This is a genomic window from Mucilaginibacter sp. CAU 1740, from assembly GCF_039839285.1.
Lineage (GTDB): Bacteria > Bacteroidota > Bacteroidia > Sphingobacteriales > Sphingobacteriaceae > Mucilaginibacter.
Genome location: NZ_JBDOQS010000007.1, coordinates 174,256 through 192,963, shown reverse-complemented (window position 1 = coordinate 192,963; position 18,708 = coordinate 174,256). Strand labels below are relative to the sequence as shown.

The following is an 18,708-nucleotide window of genomic DNA, read 5'->3' as shown; positions in this document are numbered from 1 at the left end:
CTATAAGTCTTAGCTATTTCTCGGCCTATTCCTGAAAAAAATTCAGATTAATTAATTTCTAATTCAGAATTAAATAAAAATTAATTCCTGAAAAGAAATTTGTTTTCGTCAAAAAACCACCAAAATAGATACCAACACTGAAACGAAAACAATAACACATCTATCACAAGCTTCCCCAAAATCAAAACACCCAATTAACATCATCAAGTTTAATTAAAACACATGCCTATGGATAAATAGCTAAAAACCAAACAACTCCAAACTGCGGCTATAAAAAGGTTTGATGGCCGCCTTATTGTTATAAACCAAAACCAATTAAAAGCCGTTATGGCACCAATTATTACCTTATGAAGAAAAACTTAATTATCATGATGGCAGCTGTACTGCCGTTAAGCTTCAGCTGCACAAAAAATAAACTGCAGGTTAAACCAACCGATGCATCCGGTTCAAAAAGCGAAATTTTCGGATCGCCGGTGGGCGATGTGGTTGGTAAGATCACCGTGGGCTACCAGGGATGGTTCTCTGCCGCCGGTGATGGCTCGCCGGTAAATGCCTGGGGGCACGATAACCTGGAAATGTGGCCCGATACCAGGGAATATGCCAACACTTATTCGGGTACTCCGTTTAGCCAGGCCGGTGTAGGACAACTTGGTTACACCGGTAATTTAGGTAATGGACAGCCCGCTAAAATGTTCTCCTCCTACGATCAATCAACAGTTAATACCCATTTTCAGTGGATGCAGCAATATGGCATCGACTGCGCCGCGCTGCAACGCTTTGCCAATGAAATTACGCCCGGAAGCAGCATTAAAGCACAACGCGATGGCATGGCTACCAAGGTTAAAACCGCGGCACAAACCTACAGCCGCAAGTTTTATATAATGTATGATGTATCTGGCTGGGGCAACCTCGCCGTTTTAAAAACCGATTGGACAAATACCATCGTAGGCAGCCTTAACCTACTCAATTCAAGCGCTTATGCCAAACAAAATGGTAAACCGGTAGTGTGTATTTACGGCTTGGGCTATGCAAGCCACCCATCAAGCGTAACAGACGCGCTCGATCTCATCAATTGGTTTAAGGCGCAGGGGTGCTATGTAATTGGTTCTGTTCCGGGCCAGTGGCGTACCGGCACAGGCGATTCGAAAGCCGGTTTTATTGATGCTTATAAGGCTTTTAATATGATATCGGGCTGGGCTGTTGGCAGGGCGGTTGATGCCAGCTATGCGCCATGGGTAACCGGCGACCGTGATTTTTGTAACGCCAACGGAATGGATTATCAACCCTGCGCATATCCGGGAACGGCGTTTTATAATACCAATGGCGCGGCATCACCCCAAAATCAATTCCCGCGTAACCATGGCGATTTTTTATGGGCGCAATTTGCCACGTTTAAAAACGCTGGCGTACCGAGCGCCTACATAGCCATGTTTGACGAGTTGAACGAAGCTACATCTATTTTTAAAGTAGCCGAAGATGCCTCGATGATCCCCACAGGAAAATACTTTTTAACGCTTGATGCCGACGGCACCCACGTATCATCAGATTTTTACCTGAGGCTGGTGAACGACGGCGGTAAAATGCTAAAAGGACAGATTCCCTACACCACTGCAGAGCCTACACCGTTTAATGGAGTTATTTTTTACGAGGGCAACAATTATGTTGGCGGGATGGGCCAGCCCCTACAGGTGGGCACCTATACCCTATCACAACTGGCAGCTAAAGGCGTCCCTAACGATTGGGCATCATCGGTAAAAGTTCCGCCAGGCCGGACTGTGATTTTATATTCCGACGATAATTTCAGCGGCACTTCATGGACGATAACCGGCGACAAATCAAACTTAAGTACTTTAAGTCCAAGCGCTAATGATGTTATATCATCGGTAAAAGTTCAATAGAAATATATAGCAAAAAACGCGGCCTGGTTACAGATAACCAGGCCGCGTTTACATTTTATTAAGGTTACTTTTTAGCAGCCAGCACTAATAAGGGGATATCAAGTCTGCCCGCCATTTCTTCGCTGTAGCTGCTTTTTATCAACCGGTAAATAAAATTATGCGGGCGGTGAACCATCACCAGCATATCAACATGCCCATGCTCGCAGATCCAGCTTAGCCCTTCCTCTATATGGCTGTTCTGCACACTACGATAGTATATTTGCGGGTAGTTTGCTTTGTTGGATATTTCGGTCATGAAATGGGTTATCGCTTGTTTAACTTCGTGGCTAACCTGTTCCTCCTCGTGGATATGAGTAAGCAGGATCTCGGCACCTAACACTTTAGCGAAAGGGATGAGATCAAACAGGCTTTCCATGTCCTCATCAGGATTGGCAAAATCCGTAGCGAAAGCTATTTTTTTTACAGGAAGAAGCTTTGTTTCGGGCGAGATGAGTAATAGCGGTTTGGTTGTAGCTTCGATCATATTTTTGGCGTGGTTACCTATTAGAAAACTACTCATGCCGCCGCCGTGCGTGCCCATTATCACCATTGATATGGGGTTGTTTGCCGCAAACCCATCTACAATATCGGTAACTACCCCCGATTCGTTAATGACAGATATCCCCGGCTTAAACATGTCGGAATGAGCCATGGCTTCGAGGTGTAGTTTCTCAATTGCCAATTGGCTTGTGCTATCCTGAAGCAGCATTTCCAAATCATCCATTGGCCATACCACCAAGCCCGATTGAGGTATTTCGGCAGGGACAATAACAGCGTTACACAGTACAACATCGGCTTTGATCTGTTTGGCCAGGTGATAGCCATATTCAGCGGCATGCCTTGCATTGGCTGAAAAATCGGTAGCAACAAGCAGTGTTTTCATGTTTAAGGTTGTGATTATTTGACACCACAAAACTGGCTGATTTTGCCGCGTTAAATAATGATGGTTAAACGAATTGTTATTCTCCCTCGTATATCACACCAGAAGCAGGCGTTTCTTTAAGCTCTATCCGCTTTAAACCGGGTAATTCGGGAGTTAGCTTCCGCCACATCCATTTAGCCAAAAGCTCGGCTGTTGGGTTTTCAAGGCCATCAATGTTATTCAGCAACGTATGGTCAAGTAAACCTATCACCGGCATGGCAACATCTTTCAAATCTGAGAAATCCAAAATCCAGCCCTCCTTTTCCAAAATTTCACCTTCTATATAAAGTGTAAGGTGATAGGTATGCCCATGCAGGTTGCGACATTTATGCCCTTCGGGTACATGCGGTAAAAAGTGCGCGGCATCAAAAGTAAAATGCTGATAAATGATCATAAAGTTATAATGAATAATAAAGCCGCAAGGTTACGCGAAGTTGATTTACTGCGATATGATGAGGGTTTTGAAAAATTAAAACCCTCATCATTGATTATTTAAATACTTTATGTAGATGCATTTTTAGCCCATACAACAATGATCAACATCAGCACATAGGCTGCTTAACATCATGCAACCACCAAGGTAGCCCGCATAGTTTTGAGCCATAATTAAATCTGATATATTATGAAAACTTTAAAACTATGCGTACTGACCCTGTGCCTGTTTTGTGGCTTAAACACTTTTGCACAGCAAAAAAATGAGTGGGATATCCGCTTGCGCGCTATCGGCATATTACCACAAGAAAGCGCTAAAATTGGTGTTATTGGTGGCGATATCAATATCAGCAACGCCTATGTGCCCGAACTGGATATCACCTATTTCTTCGCCAAAAACTTTTCGGCCGAACTGATCCTCGGTACCTCAAAGCACAAAGTAAAAACGCAGGGTTCAAACCTCACAGCTATTGGTGGCGGCTCATCTGCCGATGTTAACCTTGGCAAGGTTTGGTTATTGCCCCCAACCTTAACCCTGCAATATCACCTGCCTACAGGCACAGCATTTAAACCTTATATTGGCGCTGGGGCCAACTACACTATATTTTACAATGCCGATAAGGGGCCGGTTGTACAAGGCATAGATTATCAAAATAAATTCTCGTTCGCGGCGCAGGCAGGTATTGATTACGATATCAGCAAAACAGTATTTCTTAATATCGACCTAAAAAAGCTTTTTCTTAATACAAACGCAACGGTGAACGCGGCTAATTTAACACCTGCGAGCAACCAGGCGTTAGCACCGGTATTGCAAAACATTGCTGCGGATGTAAAGATCAGGCCCTGGGTACTTGGCATAGGCGTTGGATATCGGATAAAGTAATGTGATAAGTTTATAATAAAACTATTAAAAGGCCGGGCAAATACAGCACGGCCTTTGTTGCGTAAAGGGCAATTTTTTAATTAATGATACAAATCAATAAAAAAGGTGACGAAAGTCATTTTTTTTCAAACAGATGATCGGTACCATTACAACATGGAACAAATCAGTATAAAACAACCCACCCTCCTTCACCAGGATTGGCTGCGAAGACTGGATTTTTATCATTTTGAACTATTCATGCTGCAAGAGCAACTGGATGAAATAGCGGAAGAAACTACTGATGCTGATGTTTTGGAAAAGGCCGGGTACTTTAAAAGCCGCATGATCATCCGTAAAAATCATATCGAAAAATTAAGAGTCATCATCCGTGAGAACGATATACGCTTAACACAGGAAATGATGTGTGAAGATACCATCGATAATACCCTCAAAATTTTTGACACGCTAAATAACGAATGTGTAGCGCTACAGGAATCAGTAAACGCGCTACGTCGGGATTTTGACCTGTTTGTGGCCCAATGCGCTTAAATTGATTTCTGCTTTTACATCCACCGCCTATCAAAACATTCAGTTTAAAAAATGACGAATATCACTTTTTAAACTGAATATCATTATTCCCTGCCTGCCGCAGCTAATTGATATTTGTTTGCCACCTGAAATGGCTACCGGTTTATATGGAAAGTGCGGCATTGCTGAACGCGATTATTGAAAATGCTATAGATGGCATCATCACCATTGATGAACGTGGATTGATAGAATCCATTAACCCTTCGGCCTGCAAACTTTTTCAATACACCCCGGCCGAGGTAACCGGTAAAAATGTATCGGTACTGATGCCTCCGCCCGATCAGCAACAACACGATGAATATATCAACCGTTACCAGCATACCGGCCGGGCGCATATCATCGGCATTGGCAGGGAGGTTACCGGTTTGCGGAAAGATGGCACCGTTTTTCCCTTTCGCCTGGCAGTTAGTGAAGTAAGATATTCCGGGCGCAAAATATACACGGGTTTTATTCATGACCTAAGCCGCGAAAAGGAAGCAGAAGATCGCCTGAAAGAGTACGCTGCCCATTTGGAAGATGTGGTGGAAGAGCGCACCCAATCGCTCCGCCTATCGGTTAAAGAACTGGAGATAGCAAAAGAGGAAGTAAGCATCTCGTTGGAAAAAGAAAAAGAACTCGGTCAGCTAAAAAGCCGTTTTGTTTCGATGGCATCGCACGAGTTCCGTACGCCTTTAAGCGCTGTACAGCTTTCGGCCTCGCTTATTGAAAAATACGCAGGGCAATCGCCAGGCAAAAATATCAGCAAGCATGTAAGCAAGATCAAGAACGCGGTGGGTAATCTCACTACCATTTTAAATGATTTCCTTTCGCATGAAAAGCTGGAAGCCGGTCGCGTTGAGCCATCTATTACCACCTTCGACCTGGTTAAACTGGCTGAGGAGATCACCGAAGAGATGCAGCTGATAGCCAAAAAAGATCAGAACATCATTTACCAGCACACCGGCAGCAACAGCAAAGTTAACCTGGACCTTAACCTGCTTAAAAACTGCATCATCAACCTCATAGCCAACGCCATCAAATACTCGGGCGAAAATACTTTTATCGAGTTTAATACTGAGTTGAGCAAAAACGGCTGCAGCATCACCATAAAAGATAACGGCATAGGTATCCCCGAGGCGGATCAGAAACATTTATTCGAAGCGTTTTTCAGGGCGCACAACACCGGCAGCATTCCGGGTACCGGGCTGGGGTTACATATTGTTGCCCGCTATGTACGCCTCATGAACGGTAACGTAGCTTTTAAAAGCAGTGTTAATAAAGGCACCCTATTCACCATTTCATTCCCCTAACAATGAGTAAAAAGATACTAATTATTGAAGATAACACCGATATCCGCGAAAACGTAGTTGAGATCCTGCAACTTGCCGGTTACAACGTGTTGGAAGCAGCTAACGGCCGCCACGGCGTAGAATTAGCAACCAATCACATCCCCGATATTATTTTATGCGATATTATGATGCCAGAGCTTGATGGCTACGGCGTATTATACATGCTGAATAAAAACCCGGCAACGGCTGCCATCCCTTTTATATTTTTAACAGCCAAAGCCGAACGGCTTGACCTGCGTAAAGGCATGGAAATGGGTGCCGACGATTACCTGACCAAACCTTTTGATGATATAGAACTGCTGAACGCGGTTGAAAGCAGGTTGAAAAAGAAGGAAGCACAGCAAACTTTTTACAGCAGATCGCTGGATAACCTGAATGTGCTGCTGGCTAAAAACAAGGGGCTTACCGAGTTAAAACGGGTAATTGAAGAACGCAAATCCCGGCAGTTTAAAAAGAACCAGGTAATTTACTACGAGGGCGATAAAGGTAACGGCCTTTACCTGGTGATAAAAGGCCGCATCAAAACCACTAAAATGGCCGAAGATGGCCGAGAACTGATGACCGGCATCTACACCGCCGAAGAATACATCGGCATCCACTCCTTTTTAGCTAACGAACCCTACAGCGAAACAGCTACCGCACTGGAGGATAGCCTGCTCTGCCTCATCCCAAAAGATCAGCTGGATGAATTATTGAATTTATACCCCGATGTAGCGCGCGAATTTATCCGCCTGCTGGCCAACAACATACGCGAAAAAGAAGAACAGTTACTACAGCTGGCCTATCATTCGGTGCGCAAGCGGATGGCCGAGGCGATGTTGAGGCTGCAAAAACAATACACCGATGATACTGAAAGTTTCAAGATCTCACGGGAAGACCTGGCCGCAATGGCTGGTATGGCAACAGAAACAGTAAGCCGTACCTTATCTGATTTTAAGGATGAAGGCTTGATTGATAAAAAAGGGAGTGTGATAACTATTTTGGATATAACCCGTCTTACAAAAATGAGAAACTGATCAACATCACTTTTCGGGCTGACGCGGCTCATTCATAGGGCATAGTACCGGGCTTAATTTTGTTTACATTAAATTATTGCGAATGAAAGCGGTAGCCTACAGTATTAAACCCTTCGAGAAGGAATTTTTGGCCAAAGCCAACCAAAAAAAGCACGATATTACCTTAATATCAAATTCCCTAAGCGCCGATACAGCTGTGTTTGCTGAGGGAAAAGACGCTGTAATTGTTTTTACCAACGATGATTTGTCGGCCCCGGTTATTGAGCAATTGGCAGGCTATGGTGTTAAACTGATCATTACCCGTTCTACCGGAACAGATCATATTGACAAGCAGGTCGCCGCCACCTATGGCATCAGTATTGCCAACGTTCCATCCTATTCGCCCCAGGCTATTGCTGAGCATGCCGTAGCGCTGGCTTTCGCGCTGAACCGGCAAATTATCAGGGCCGATAAGCATAGCCATTATTTTGATTTCAGGAACGACGAACTGATAGGTTTTAATTTTGCAGGTAAAACTGTTGGGCTAATAGGCTTGGGCAATACAGGCAAAGCTGCCGCGAGGATCTTTAACGGGCTTAGCTGCAATGTTATCGCATACGATCCTTTCTTTCCGGCGGATGCAGAGCATATTACATCGGTAACTTTAGATGAGTTGCTGGCTAATGCCGATATCATCTCTCTTCATTTGCCGCTTACAACTGCCACTAAACACCTCATCAAAAACGACACCATCAACCGGATGAAGAACTGCGTGATGCTGATCAATACATCGCGCGGAGCGCTTATCAGGACTACTGATGCCATAGCTGCCCTAAAAAGCGGTAAAATCGGCTACCTCGGCCTAGATGTTTATGAATTTGAGAAAGGATTATTTTTTGAAGATCATGAAAATGACGAGGTGAAAGACCCATTGCTGCATAGTTTATTAAACTATCCTAACGTACTGATAACCCCTCACCAGGCCTATTTAACCAAAGAAGCCCTGCAGGAAATAGCCGATAAAACCATCCGCAACCTCGACCAATGGCAGCAAAATAAATGCACCGGCGACAACTGCGCTTGTGCCAATAGCTGCCGCGTTACCCTGCCAACGGCCATTAAAATTTAATCTTATGGAACAATCACTCACTGCCAAATACAACGTAGCCGCGCCACGCTACACCAGTTACCCAACCATGCCATACTGGGACAACGCTGCGTTTGATAAAGGGGAATGGATAAAAACAGTAAAGCGTTCATTCGATGAAAGTAACGCGCAGGAAGGTATCAGCATATACATCCACTTACCTTTTTGCGAAAACCTGTGTACCTATTGCGGCTGCAATACCCGCATCACCAAAAACCACCGGGTTGAAGAACCATACATTAAAGCGCTGCTACTGGAATGGGCGATGTACAAAAATATTTTTGGCAAAAAGCCGGTTATCCGGGAGATTCACTTGGGTGGAGGGACGCCTACATTTTTTAGTCCGGCTAATTTGAAAGCTTTAATAAGTGCCATTTTGCTGCACGCTGAAATTCATTCGGACGCTTCCTTTAGCTTTGAAGCCCACCCGGCCAATACTACAGTAGATCATCTACAGGCTTTATATGACCTCGGCTTCCGGAGGTTGAGCCTGGGCATCCAGGATTTCGACCCTAAAGTTCAGTTTATCATTAATCGCCAGCAAAGTATTGAACAGGTGCGCGCGGTTACCGGTCAGGCCCGGCGCATCGGCTACACCTCTATAAATTATGATCTCATCTATGGCTTGCCTTTACAAACATTAGCAGGTTTGGCAACAACCCTACAGGAGGTAGCCGCTTTAAAACCCGACAGGATAGCATTTTATAGCTACGCACATGTACCATGGATAAAACCTGGTCAGCGCCGATTTACTGAAATTGACTTGCCTGATGCAAGGTTAAAAACTAAGCTATATGAAGTTGGCCGGTCGCTGTTAAAACATTATGGATATCTTGAAGTTGGAATGGATCATTTCGCCTTACCGGGCGATGAGTTGCTGCTGGCCGAGCAGGCGGGTAACCTGCATCGAAATTTTATGGGCTATACGCATCAGCATACTCAATTACTGGTTGGACTGGGTGTATCATCCATCAGCGATTCGCAGTATGCATTCGCCCAAAATGTAAAAGTTGTTGAAGAATACCTGGAGCTGGTAAAAAACGGCGAACTGCCTGTTTTTAAAGGCCACCTGTTAACTTATGACGATATGGTAGTACGCAGGCATATCCAGGATATTATGTGCAAAGGACAAACCAACTGGAACCATCACACTGAACCATGCGAAGCATTACTTGATGGGATTGAAAGACTGCAACCATTGGCTGATGATGGGTTGATAGAACTTAACTCATGGGGGCTAAAAGTAACACCCCAAGGCAAGAATTTTTTACGCAATATTTGTATGGCGCTTGACGCCAGACTTTGGGCTAATAAACCGGCTACGCAGTTGTTTAGTATGGCAATCTGATATAGATTAGCATGAGCGCGTGGCCACAAAGAAAAGCGGGTGAGAAGTAACCAACAAACGATAGTGCTCACAACAAGTATCTCGCTATAAACTAACGCGGTCGCCCTCTTGGCCGGGCGGGGCCAGGCACTTTTGTCTTGACACAAAAGTGCCCAAAAAGTCAAGTCAGCAGGAGGCTTCTTTGCGCGCTTGCCTCTGCACTATCCCTACGCTTGCCTTTACCCTGCAAACCGGGCAGAACCACGGGCTGCTAAATTTTGCCCCACTGCGTTCGCTCGTAGCCCTACGCTTCTGCAAAAAGTAGCTATGCCCTCCCATCGCTCAAGGCCACCATCGTTCTGCCCGCTTTCACCCGAAGCTTCCCTGCTGACAGAGAAACATCCTTCTACTAACATATTATGAGGTAACTGACATATTCTTTTGATCAGGTAGGAAACCAAAAGCTTTGCGTCTTCGCAACCTTTGCGCACTTAAACCTCAAACTATTCAACCCCAAAAAACTTTGCGTCTTCGCGCCTTTGCGTGCCTAAAATCTTAAACAATCCAACCAAAAAATTTGCCTCCTTCGCAACTTTGTGTCCTTAAAATTCATCGACACACACCAACCGAAGACGATTGCTTAGCAGGACTTAAATACGGTATATCCAAATTCAATCCCCTCAAAATAAACCAAAAGCCCAGGCACACCATCAAATAAGGCATAGCGCGATTTACCCTCCGCCTAACAACCGGCCCCACAAAGCCTGAGCTGATGGTAGCCGCCAGCATCAACGGAAATGTACCTACGCCAAACCAAAACATATAACTTGCCGCGTTTGCGGGCGACGAGGTATTAACAGCACCAACCAAGGCCAGGTACACAAAACCGCAAGGCAAAAAACCGTTAAGCAATCCAATAACCAAATGCCCTGCACGGTGTTGCAAAGCATATTGCAAAAGCCTGTTAACCGGCTTTAATAAGTGAGGTGTAAACTTTAAGCCCGTTATTTGTAGTTTAAACAAGCGCGAAAAACCGGCCGTAATGATCAGCATACCGCTGATCAGGCTTACACCTTGTTGCAAATTGTAAAGCCATAGCTGTTTACCTACAAAACCAATCAGCAATCCTAAAAAAGTATAGGTAATTACCCTACCTGTATTGTACAACAATTTATCAGCTACAACATACCACCAGCGGTTTTGCGAAACAGGCACGGCAAAAGCCAGCGGACCGCACATGCCTATGCAATGCACACTGCCAAACAGGCCAATAAAAAACGCGATCTCGTTGTTGCTCATTTTATAAATACTTCCTTATGGTACAGGTAAGCTTTATGGCCGCTCTCCCACTCCAGCGTTAATTGCCACGGGCCTTTGGCCATACCTTGCAAATTGATATCTGCGGAGTTTTTACCCGTGTTATCGAGTTTAAATAATCGGTCCTGCGTTTTATCCGAAGGCCTCATGAAGCTTATTTTTCCGCTCATAGGCCCCGCAAATACAAATCGGAGTTGCTCGCCGGCTTGTGTTATTACCGGTTCGGCATGATCTTTTATTACCTGTTCTTCACGGTCATGGTCATGGTTAAAGCTCATCCCTTTTTCGTAGTATTGGTGATCGTAATCATCAACCGGTACGGTAAACATATAGATACACATGCTCAGGATGAACAGCATAAAAACCACCATCCCTGCTATAATTCCTTTTCCCCAATTCATTTGTTTAATCATTTGTTGGCCCTATAAAGTTGGTGCTTACTGTTTGGATCATCTGGTGGTTAACTACCAGCTTTAAGCGGATCCTGGTTTTGGCGGTATGGATCTGCGATGCCGGTAGCATCACGAAAAAGACTGTCTTTTCTGTTCCGCCTTTGCCGATAACACCGGGTGCCTGAATGTATTTTATTTTGACGGATGGGTCATCGGGTATAATAGTTATTGTTTTGTCCTTATCTGTTTTATTGATGATCTCGGCGTTATAAATATTGCTGATGTAACCGCCCGGCTGCTGCTGATAAAGCATCCCGGCACTTCGCATAACTGTTAAATCCATATCTGTACGGCTGAAGATAAAATAGCTTAGCACGCTTGTTAAAACGGCTATCACCGCGGTATAGGCCATCATCCTGCCGGTAAAAGTTGGTTTCTCTTTAAGGCGGATCATGTTTTCGGAGAAGTAGCCTATCAGGTTACGGGGCTTGCCTATTTTATCCATCACCTGGTCGCAGGCGTCGATGCAGGCTGTGCAGTTGATGCATTCTATTTGGGTTCCCTTACGGATATCGATACCTGTAGGGCAAACGGCTACGCAAAGGCTACAGTCTACACAATCTCCTTTCAGGTTAAAGGGATCCGCTACTTTACTTAGTTTGCCCCTTGGTTCGCCGCGTACCTCATCGTAAGCCACTACCAGTGTATGCTGATCTATCAAAACGCTTTGCAACCTGCCGTAAGGACAAATAAGTGTACAAACCAACTCACGTACCTGGCTGTAAACTAAATAAAACACAATGGTAAAAACCCAGATACTGATAAAGCCAACCCAATGCGCTGCTACAGGCTCGGTAATTATCCTGATCAAATTTTCGCTGCCGACAATGTAGGCGAGGAAAGTATTGGCTATAAGAAACGAGATAAGCACAAATATGGCATGCTTACTTATTTTTTTGGTGATCTTTTCCCGTGTCCATCCCCCGGCATCCAGCTTTTTGCGTTTGTTGGCATCTCCCTCAATCCAGATCTCTATCTTCCGGAAAACCATCTCCATAAAAATGGTTTGCGGGCATATCCACCCGCAAAAAATACGGCCAAACGCAATTGTGAATATCACCACGCAAACCAAAAACACTAATGATGCCAGCACAAACAGGAAGATATCCTGCGGCCAAAAAACCCGACCAAACAGTACAAACTGCCTGTCGATAACATTAAGCAGCAACAGCGGCCTGCCACCCACCCGCAAAAACGGCCCGGCGAAAAAGAATAACAGGTAAAAGTAACTTAGCCAGCTTCGCCATTTGTAAAACCTGCCTTTACGCACCTGCGGGTACATCCATTGCCTTTTCCCGGTATCCTTTGCCGCCAGTAAGCCGTTCATGATCGTTATAGTTTTGCTGTCGCTTTATCTTTTGTGCCGATGTTATCTGTTTCCTTTTCGCCCTGCGGCTCTTTTGCTCCGGCGGGGTTAGTACCATGCAACGATTTGATGTAGTTGGCTACATCCGAGATCTGTTTAGGCGATAACTGTTTTTCCCAGGTCGGCATACCTTTGGCCTGCACGCCGTATTTGATGGTTTTGAATACGTCGTTTATTTTACCGCCGTGCAGCCAATAATCGTCGGTAAGGTTGGGGCCAACTACGCCCTGGGCATGATCGCCGTGGCAGGGCACGCAGCTTTGTTTAAATATGGCCTGCCCCGAAGCTAAAACGGTAGCATCTGTTACCAGCTTAACTGTATTTTCATCAACACGGTTGGCGGCTTTGCTCAGGTATTGTTGCTTGGCGATATCGGCCTGCGCCATTTCGGTTTTGTACTCATCATATTGCAACTGACCGAAGCCAAATACGTGATAAGTTAAAATGTACCCCACCGCAAAAATAATGGTGATATAAAACAGGTACATAAACCAGCCCGGTATGGGGTTATCCAACTCCTGGATCCCATCGTAATCGTGCTCAATAATTAATTCACTTTCTTCGGATAGCGGCCTCAGCGAGAGCAGCTTATTCCAAACCTCGCCTTTAGGTTTTTTAGCTTTTTTGGCAGGCTTCAGTTCGGCAATGATCTGCTCTTCGGTATACCCTTGTGATTTTAGGGTTAAGCGCGTTAAAGCTTTGAGAGCGCGTAACAGCACCAGCATTGACAAGATGAATAATGCCAGCATGCCTATAATGGCCCCATACCCTATTTCGTTCATGAGTTTTGCCGGGATCAGGCCATCGTCTTCGGCCATGGCGGGTTGTACCGATACTATCAGTACAATTAAAATTAGCAGGCGGAAGTATTTCATAAATTGTAGGTATTAAGTGATTCGCCTTGACTATCATTTAAGGGCAGTTCGCTCATATGGTCTACATGTTGTTTCCTGAGCCTGAAAAGCAGAACGGCTACTACTATAAAAAATACGAGGAAAATACCGAGCGAGAACAACAGGTACGCCTGGGTACCCGAAACGTTTTCTGTGAATTGTTTAAACATGGCTTTTTATTTAGCAGCAGTTTTATTTGCTTTGATATCGGTGCCCAAACGTTGCAGGTAAGCTATCACCGCAATGATCTCTTTATTGTTTTTAACCTTGATGTGATCATTGTACAGGTTATCGGCAATTTGTTTTTCTTGTTTGGCGAGGTCGGCATTGGCTATTTTTTCATAACCTTCGGGATACGGAACGCCGAGCGTGCGCATGGCTTTGATCTTAGCCGCGGTAGTAGCCGTATCCAAATTTTGGGTTAATAACCAATCGTAATTAGGCATGATACTTCCCGGCGACATGAGGCGCGGATCCATCAGGTGATTGTAATGCCAGGCATTGCCGTACTTGCCACCCTCGCGGGCCAGATCCGGACCGGTACGTTTCGATCCCCATAAAAACGGGTGATCGTACACAAACTCACCTGCTTTGCTGTACTCACCATAACGTTCCGTTTCTGAACGGAATGGCCTTACCGTTTGCGAGTGACAGTTTGAACAACCTTCCCTTATATAGATATCCCTTCCCTGTAACTCCAACGGTGTATATGGCTTAACTGCAGCAATGGTTGGAATATTTGATGATATAGTTAAGGTTGGCATCAATTCGATAAATGTGCCTATCAGTATTACCAGCAGGGCGGCTATCATTAATTGGATAGGTTTACGTTCCAGCACCCGGTGCCATTTTTCTTCGTTGTTGGCTTTGCTTAAAACAGGCAGCGGCATGGCCTGGGCAGGCTCGTTAGCTACCAGTTTGCCTTGCAACGCGGTGCGGCATAAATTATAGGCCATCACAATTACACCCAACAGGTACAATGAACCGCCGATAGAGCGCATTACGTGCATAGGCAATATGCGCATAGTGGTTTCTAAAAAGGCAGGATATTTCAGGATGCCTTCGGGCGTAAACTCTTTAAGCATTAAGCCTTGGGTAAAGCCGGCCCAATACATCGGCACGGCATAAAACAAAATGCCCAGTGTGCCTATCCAAAAGTGGAACGAAGCCAGTTTTTTAGAGAATAGTTCGGTTTTATAAACGCGCGGGATGAGCCAATACAGGATTGCAAAGGTTAAAAAACCGTTCCAACCCAAAGCGCCAACGTGTACGTGGGCTATGATCCAATCCGTAAAGTGACCTATGGCGTTTACCTGTTTTAAAGAAAGCATTGGGCCCTCAAAGGTGGCCATACCATAGGCTGTTAAGCCCACTACCATAAATTTCAGGATCACATCATCCCGTACTTTATCCCATGCGCCCCTCAGGGTTAGCAAACCGTTGATCATACCACCCCAGCTTGGCGCTATCAGCATAATGGAGAATGCTACGCCCAGTGATTGCGCCCAGCCCGGTAAAGTGGTATATAACAAATGGTGCGGACCAGCCCAGATATAGATGAATATCAAAGCCCAAAAGTGCAGGATACTTAATTTGTATGAATAGATAGGCCTGTTGGCCATTTTAGGCAGAAAGTAATACATCATGCCCAGGTAAGGCGTTGTAAGGAAAAACGCTACCGCGTTGTGCCCGTACCACCATTGCACCAGGGCATCCTGCACACCGGCATAAACCATGTAACTTTTAAAAGCAGATACCGGCAGCTCGAACGAGTTTACAATATGCAACACCGCTATGGTAACAAAAGTGGCTATATAAAACCAGATGGCTACATACAAATGCCGCTCGCGGCGTTTGAATATAGTACCGAACATGTTGATGCCAAACACTACCCAGATAAGCGTGATAGCGATATCGATAGGCCACTCTAATTCAGCATATTCATGCGAGGTAGTTAAACCTAAAGGTAAGGTGATCACTGCCGAAATAATGATAAGCTGCCATCCCCAAAAGTGGATATTGCTGAGTACATCGCTAAACATGCGCGCTTTTAGCAGGCGTTGTAAGGAATAATACACACCCATAAAAATGGCGTTGCCCACAAAGGCAAAGATCACCGCGTTAGTGTGTAAGGGCCGGATGCGGCCAAAGGTGGTGTATTGGTTACCCATGTTCATGGCCGGGCTATACAATTGTATAGCTACGATGAGGCCAACGGTCATCCCAATAATCCCCCAGATCACGGTGGCTATGCCAAAATTCCGCACGATCTTGTTGTCATAGTAAAATTTTTCGGGCTGCATAAAGTGTTTTTATTATGGTGTAAAACTATCGCCTTGAGTTAAGCGACAGAATGATGAGAGTTTGTGTAAATGGTGATGTTGGTCACTTTTGGCGCGGGTTACTCACCCCGGCATCGCTGCGCTCGCCACCCCTCTCTACGCTGCGCGTAAAGAGGGGATTTTTTATTTTCTACCCTCTTTGCGGCTTGCCGCAGAGAGGGTGGTCCAGCGAAGCGTAGGCCGGGTGAGTAAATTATGCGGCGATACTTTAACTTTCTTCTTCTTGCTCCGAATCGTCCAATAAAATCCGCACCGATGGTGTGTACAGATCTTCATTTTGGCCGCTGCGCTGCGCCCAGAAAAAGGCTGTTAAAAAGATGAGGGCCAGCAACACACTGCACCCTATCAAAAAATAGATCACGCTCATGATAGCCTCCTTTTTTTAGCGGCCACGTGCGTAGCGATACTGGTAAATGAAATAATGGTTACAGTGCTCACCGGCATCAATATGGCTGCGAACAAAGGCGAAAGCATACCTGTAACCGCATAGCTTAAGCCTATAAAATTATAAGTGAGCGAAATGAGGAACGAGATATGAATGATCCTGACCGTATCTTTCGAGAACTTTAAAAAGCTGGGCAGTTTGGCAAACGAGCGCCCATCCATAATGGCATCACTGCCTGGCGAAAAGTTATTTACGTTATCAGTTACAGCTATGCCCAGGTCGCTTTGCTTTAATGCCCCGGCATCGTTCAGGCCATCGCCTATCATCATCACTTTGTTGCCCTGTTGTTGAAGCCTGCCTATAAAGTCGAGCTTATCCTGTGGTGATTGATTAAAAAACAATCGGCCCGAATGCTTAAAGAAACGCACAAGCTCAAAGCGCTCATGATCCTGATCGCCAGACAAAAGGAACATTTCGTAGCCCTGCTCCAGGTTGGCAATATTTTTCAAGCCTTCGCGGTATTGCTGGGCAAGGGAAAAGTATCCTTTGTAAGTACCGGCAATAGAAACGTGAACTTTGGTGCCTGTAAACAGGCCATTGCTGTAGGCGCCAACATGCTGTTCGCTCCCGATTTTTATTTCGCGGCCGCTAATTGAGCCTGTTATACCCCTGCCTGCAATTTCACTCAGACCGCTTACGGGCATCCATTCCCGGCTACCAAGGTAACGACAGATCATCCGGCTTAGCGGGTGATTAGAATGCATGCAGATATTATAAACCCAAGCCTTTTCAGCCTCATTCAATTGCGCGTTCAGCTGTATGCGATCGTTATCGCTGGTGGTTATGGTGCCCGTTTTATCCATAACAATGGTATCGATAGCGGCCAACTGTTCAACAACGGCGGTATTTTTAAGGTAGAAAAGGTTCCTATCGAAAATGCTTAACGCTGCCGACATGGTGAACGGCGTACTTAGTGCCAGCGCGCACGGGCAGGCAACTATCAGCACGGCAGTAAAAGCAGCAACTCCTCTGTGTATGTCTGTAGGCAGCCAAAACAGTAAAGACCCAAATGCTATCACCAGCAAAACAACCGTAAAATACTTGCTCACTTTTTGGTTAAAAGTGAGCATACGGTTATCCTGTTTGCGGGTAAAGGCCTCGTTATTCCAAAGTTGGGTAAGGTAGCTTTGCGATACGGGTTTTACCACCTCCAATTCAATGGCTTCGCCGGTTTGGCGGCCACCTGCATAAATAATTTCGCCAAGGGTTTTACTTACGGGAATGGCCTCGCCGGTAACAAAGCTAAAATCAATTAGCGCCTGCCCTTTAAGCAAGATGGCATCGGCAGGGATGATCTCATTGTTACGGATCAGGATACGATGACCCGTGTGCAGATCAGAAAGAGGTACAGGTTTTTCTTTCCCCTCAACAATGGTGTTAACTGCTACCGGAAAAAATGAACGGTAGTCCCGCTCGAACGAGATATGGTGGTAGGTTTTCTTTTGCACAAATTTGCCTACCAGTAAAAAGAATACCAGTCCGCAAAGCGTATCGGCAAAGCCGGCGCCGGTATGGGTGGCCACTTCAAAAACTGTCCGTGCAAAAAGTACCGCGATACCTAAAGCCAGCGGAAAATCAATATTTAATTGTTTGCGACGAAGGTTTTGCCAAGCCGAAACGAAATACTCACGGCCGCTGTAAAAAACAACCGGCAAACCAAACAGCACATTCAACCATCCGAAAAATTGTTTGAAAGATTGTTCGTATGCCGAAATACCAAAATACTCGGGAAAGCTGAGCAGCATCACGTTGCCAAAACAAAAGCCTGCCAAAGCTATTTTTTGTACCAGGTGATCTTTACCTACAGTGTTTTGTTCCTTGATAACATCCTGCAAACTGATGAGCGGTTCGTAGCCGATATCGTACAAAAGTTCAACCAGTTGTTGTAAGTTGATCTGATAATTATCAAAGCGGATATTTAACTGTTTTTTCAGAAAATCAACCCGGCAATAATGTACGGCGGGGTTAATTTTATTAAGCTTCTCCAACAACCACAGGCACGAACTACAGTGGATATGTGGGATATAAAAAGTAACCATCGTAACCTGATCATCGGTGTAATCGATCAGTTTGCCAACTATCGATGGTTCGGACAGGTAATCGAACCGGCGGTCTATCCGGGCGCGGGTTGCACCGGGGTGGTCGTTATAAGTGTAATAATTACAAAGCTGGCTTTCTGATAGCAATTGGTAAACACTTTTACAACCGTGGCAGCAAAAGCGTTTATCTTCAAGTGTGTAATTTTCGGTTAAACAATCGTCGCCACAATGGTAGCAGCTTGTTTTTTCGAGTGTGGTATTTCCTTTCATATGGGGATACTTTCGGGTTCAAAGCTGGCCCATAAATGCCGGATAA

At 45.2% G+C, this 18,708-nt stretch carries 17 protein-coding genes; 7 read left to right on the top strand and 10 right to left on the bottom strand.

Annotated features, from left to right (window positions below; all coding sequences use genetic code 11):
- The first annotated feature begins 347 nt into the window (after positions 1-347).
- On the top strand, positions 348-1,898 hold the full coding sequence (locus AAFN85_RS16715; RefSeq protein WP_347528744.1) for a hypothetical protein: 1,551 nt from the start codon (positions 348-350) through the stop codon (positions 1,896-1,898).
- Between the two features lie 64 nt (positions 1,899-1,962).
- Here the strand turns inward: AAFN85_RS16715 and AAFN85_RS16710 are convergent, their stop codons facing one another.
- Both AAFN85_RS16710 and queD read right to left on the bottom strand, forming a co-directional pair.
- On the bottom strand, positions 1,963-2,820 hold the full coding sequence (locus AAFN85_RS16710; RefSeq protein ID WP_347528743.1) for a universal stress protein: 858 nt from the start codon (positions 2,818-2,820) through the stop codon (positions 1,963-1,965).
- A 76-nt stretch (positions 2,821-2,896) separates the two neighbouring features.
- Positions 2,897-3,253, bottom strand: a complete 357-nt coding sequence (queD, locus tag AAFN85_RS16705) for a 6-carboxytetrahydropterin synthase QueD (protein WP_347528742.1) — start codon at positions 3,251-3,253, stop codon at positions 2,897-2,899.
- 228 nt (positions 3,254-3,481) lie between these two features.
- Here queD and AAFN85_RS16700 point away from each other — a divergent pair, with 228 nt between their 5' ends.
- The 6 genes from AAFN85_RS16700 to hemN all read left to right on the top strand — a co-directional run bounded on the left by AAFN85_RS16700 (position 3,482) and on the right by hemN (position 9,559).
- Positions 3,482-4,174, top strand: coding sequence for an OmpW family outer membrane protein (locus AAFN85_RS16700; protein ID WP_347528741.1), 693 nt, complete (start codon positions 3,482-3,484; stop codon positions 4,172-4,174).
- A 153-nt stretch (positions 4,175-4,327) separates the two neighbouring features.
- Positions 4,328-4,702, top strand: a complete 375-nt coding sequence (locus AAFN85_RS16695; RefSeq protein ID WP_347528740.1) for a hypothetical protein — start codon at positions 4,328-4,330, stop codon at positions 4,700-4,702.
- Positions 4,703-4,848: 146 nt separating this feature from the next.
- Entirely contained in the window at positions 4,849-6,030 is a 1,182-nt protein-coding gene (locus AAFN85_RS16690) for a PAS domain-containing sensor histidine kinase (RefSeq protein ID WP_347528890.1), read from the top strand.
- 2 nt (positions 6,031-6,032) lie between these two features.
- A complete protein-coding gene (locus AAFN85_RS16685) occupies positions 6,033-7,085 on the top strand; it encodes a response regulator (protein ID WP_347528739.1) in 1,053 nt (350 codons plus the stop codon).
- A gap of 82 nt (positions 7,086-7,167) precedes the next feature.
- Positions 7,168-8,193, top strand: coding sequence for a 2-hydroxyacid dehydrogenase (locus AAFN85_RS16680; protein WP_347528738.1), 1,026 nt, complete (start codon positions 7,168-7,170; stop codon positions 8,191-8,193).
- A 4-nt stretch (positions 8,194-8,197) separates the two neighbouring features.
- A complete protein-coding gene (gene hemN, locus AAFN85_RS16675) occupies positions 8,198-9,559 on the top strand; it encodes an oxygen-independent coproporphyrinogen III oxidase (RefSeq protein WP_347528737.1) in 1,362 nt (453 codons plus the stop codon).
- Positions 9,560-10,147: 588 nt separating this feature from the next.
- On the opposite strand, the gene AAFN85_RS16670 is transcribed toward hemN, so the two are convergent.
- The 8 genes from AAFN85_RS16670 to AAFN85_RS16635 form a co-directional block, all read right to left on the bottom strand.
- Entirely contained in the window at positions 10,148-10,837 is a 690-nt protein-coding gene (locus AAFN85_RS16670; RefSeq protein ID WP_347528736.1) for a sulfite exporter TauE/SafE family protein, read from the bottom strand.
- Positions 10,834-11,256, bottom strand: a complete 423-nt coding sequence (locus tag AAFN85_RS16665) for a FixH family protein (RefSeq protein ID WP_347528735.1) — start codon at positions 11,254-11,256, stop codon at positions 10,834-10,836. The genes AAFN85_RS16670 and AAFN85_RS16665 overlap by 4 nt, the downstream gene beginning before the upstream one ends.
- Positions 11,257-11,260: 4 nt before the next feature.
- Complete coding sequence (gene ccoG / locus AAFN85_RS16660; protein ID WP_347528734.1) at positions 11,261-12,634, bottom strand: cytochrome c oxidase accessory protein CcoG; 1,374 nt, start codon at positions 12,632-12,634, stop codon at positions 11,261-11,263.
- A gap of 5 nt (positions 12,635-12,639) precedes the next feature.
- The gene (locus tag AAFN85_RS16655) at positions 12,640-13,548 is read right to left on the bottom strand and encodes a cbb3-type cytochrome c oxidase N-terminal domain-containing protein (RefSeq protein WP_347528733.1); all 909 of its coding nucleotides are present in this window, start codon (positions 13,546-13,548) and stop codon (positions 12,640-12,642) included.
- Positions 13,545-13,736, bottom strand: a complete 192-nt coding sequence (locus AAFN85_RS16650; RefSeq protein ID WP_347528732.1) for a hypothetical protein — start codon at positions 13,734-13,736, stop codon at positions 13,545-13,547. Before AAFN85_RS16650 ends, AAFN85_RS16655 begins: the two co-directional genes overlap by 4 nt.
- A 6-nt stretch (positions 13,737-13,742) precedes the next feature.
- A complete protein-coding gene (gene ccoN, locus AAFN85_RS16645) occupies positions 13,743-15,869 on the bottom strand; it encodes a cytochrome-c oxidase, cbb3-type subunit I (RefSeq protein WP_347528731.1) in 2,127 nt (708 codons plus the stop codon).
- Positions 15,870-16,116: 247 nt separating this feature from the next.
- On the bottom strand, positions 16,117-16,275 hold the full coding sequence (ccoS, locus tag AAFN85_RS16640; RefSeq protein ID WP_347528730.1) for a cbb3-type cytochrome oxidase assembly protein CcoS: 159 nt from the start codon (positions 16,273-16,275) through the stop codon (positions 16,117-16,119).
- Positions 16,272-18,662, bottom strand: coding sequence for a heavy metal translocating P-type ATPase metal-binding domain-containing protein (locus AAFN85_RS16635; protein ID WP_347528729.1), 2,391 nt, complete (start codon positions 18,660-18,662; stop codon positions 16,272-16,274). The genes ccoS and AAFN85_RS16635 overlap by 4 nt, the downstream gene beginning before the upstream one ends.
- Positions 18,663-18,708 lie beyond the last annotated feature (46 nt).

Bases quoted from the DNA above. Each gene is read 5' to 3' on its own strand.
- AAFN85_RS16680 (WP_347528738.1), top strand. From the start codon at position 7,168: ATGAAAGCGGTAGCCTACAGTATTAAACCCTTCGAGAAGGAATTTTTG.
- AAFN85_RS16670 (WP_347528736.1), bottom strand. From the start codon at position 10,837: ATGAGCAACAACGAGATCGCGTTTTTTATTGGCCTGTTTGGCAGTGTG.
- AAFN85_RS16655 (WP_347528733.1), bottom strand. From the start codon at position 13,548: ATGAAATACTTCCGCCTGCTAATTTTAATTGTACTGATAGTATCGGTA.
- AAFN85_RS16650 (WP_347528732.1), bottom strand. From the start codon at position 13,736: ATGTTTAAACAATTCACAGAAAACGTTTCGGGTACCCAGGCGTACCTG.
- ccoS (WP_347528730.1), bottom strand. From the start codon at position 16,275: ATGAGCGTGATCTATTTTTTGATAGGGTGCAGTGTGTTGCTGGCCCTC.
- AAFN85_RS16665 (WP_347528735.1), bottom strand. From the start codon at position 11,256: ATGAATTGGGGAAAAGGAATTATAGCAGGGATGGTGGTTTTTATGCTG.
- ccoN (WP_347528731.1), bottom strand. From the start codon at position 15,869: ATGCAGCCCGAAAAATTTTACTATGACAACAAGATCGTGCGGAATTTT.
- queD (WP_347528742.1), bottom strand. From the start codon at position 3,253: ATGATCATTTATCAGCATTTTACTTTTGATGCCGCGCACTTTTTACCG.
- AAFN85_RS16710 (WP_347528743.1), bottom strand. From the start codon at position 2,820: ATGAAAACACTGCTTGTTGCTACCGATTTTTCAGCCAATGCAAGGCAT.
- AAFN85_RS16695 (WP_347528740.1), top strand. From the start codon at position 4,328: ATGGAACAAATCAGTATAAAACAACCCACCCTCCTTCACCAGGATTGG.
- AAFN85_RS16700 (WP_347528741.1), top strand. From the start codon at position 3,482: ATGAAAACTTTAAAACTATGCGTACTGACCCTGTGCCTGTTTTGTGGC.
- ccoG (WP_347528734.1), bottom strand. From the start codon at position 12,634: ATGAACGGCTTACTGGCGGCAAAGGATACCGGGAAAAGGCAATGGATG.
- hemN (WP_347528737.1), top strand. From the start codon at position 8,198: ATGGAACAATCACTCACTGCCAAATACAACGTAGCCGCGCCACGCTAC.
- AAFN85_RS16715 (WP_347528744.1), top strand. From the start codon at position 348: ATGAAGAAAAACTTAATTATCATGATGGCAGCTGTACTGCCGTTAAGC.
- AAFN85_RS16635 (WP_347528729.1), bottom strand. From the start codon at position 18,662: ATGAAAGGAAATACCACACTCGAAAAAACAAGCTGCTACCATTGTGGC.
- AAFN85_RS16685 (WP_347528739.1), top strand. From the start codon at position 6,033: ATGAGTAAAAAGATACTAATTATTGAAGATAACACCGATATCCGCGAA.
- AAFN85_RS16690 (WP_347528890.1), top strand. From the start codon at position 4,849: ATGGAAAGTGCGGCATTGCTGAACGCGATTATTGAAAATGCTATAGAT.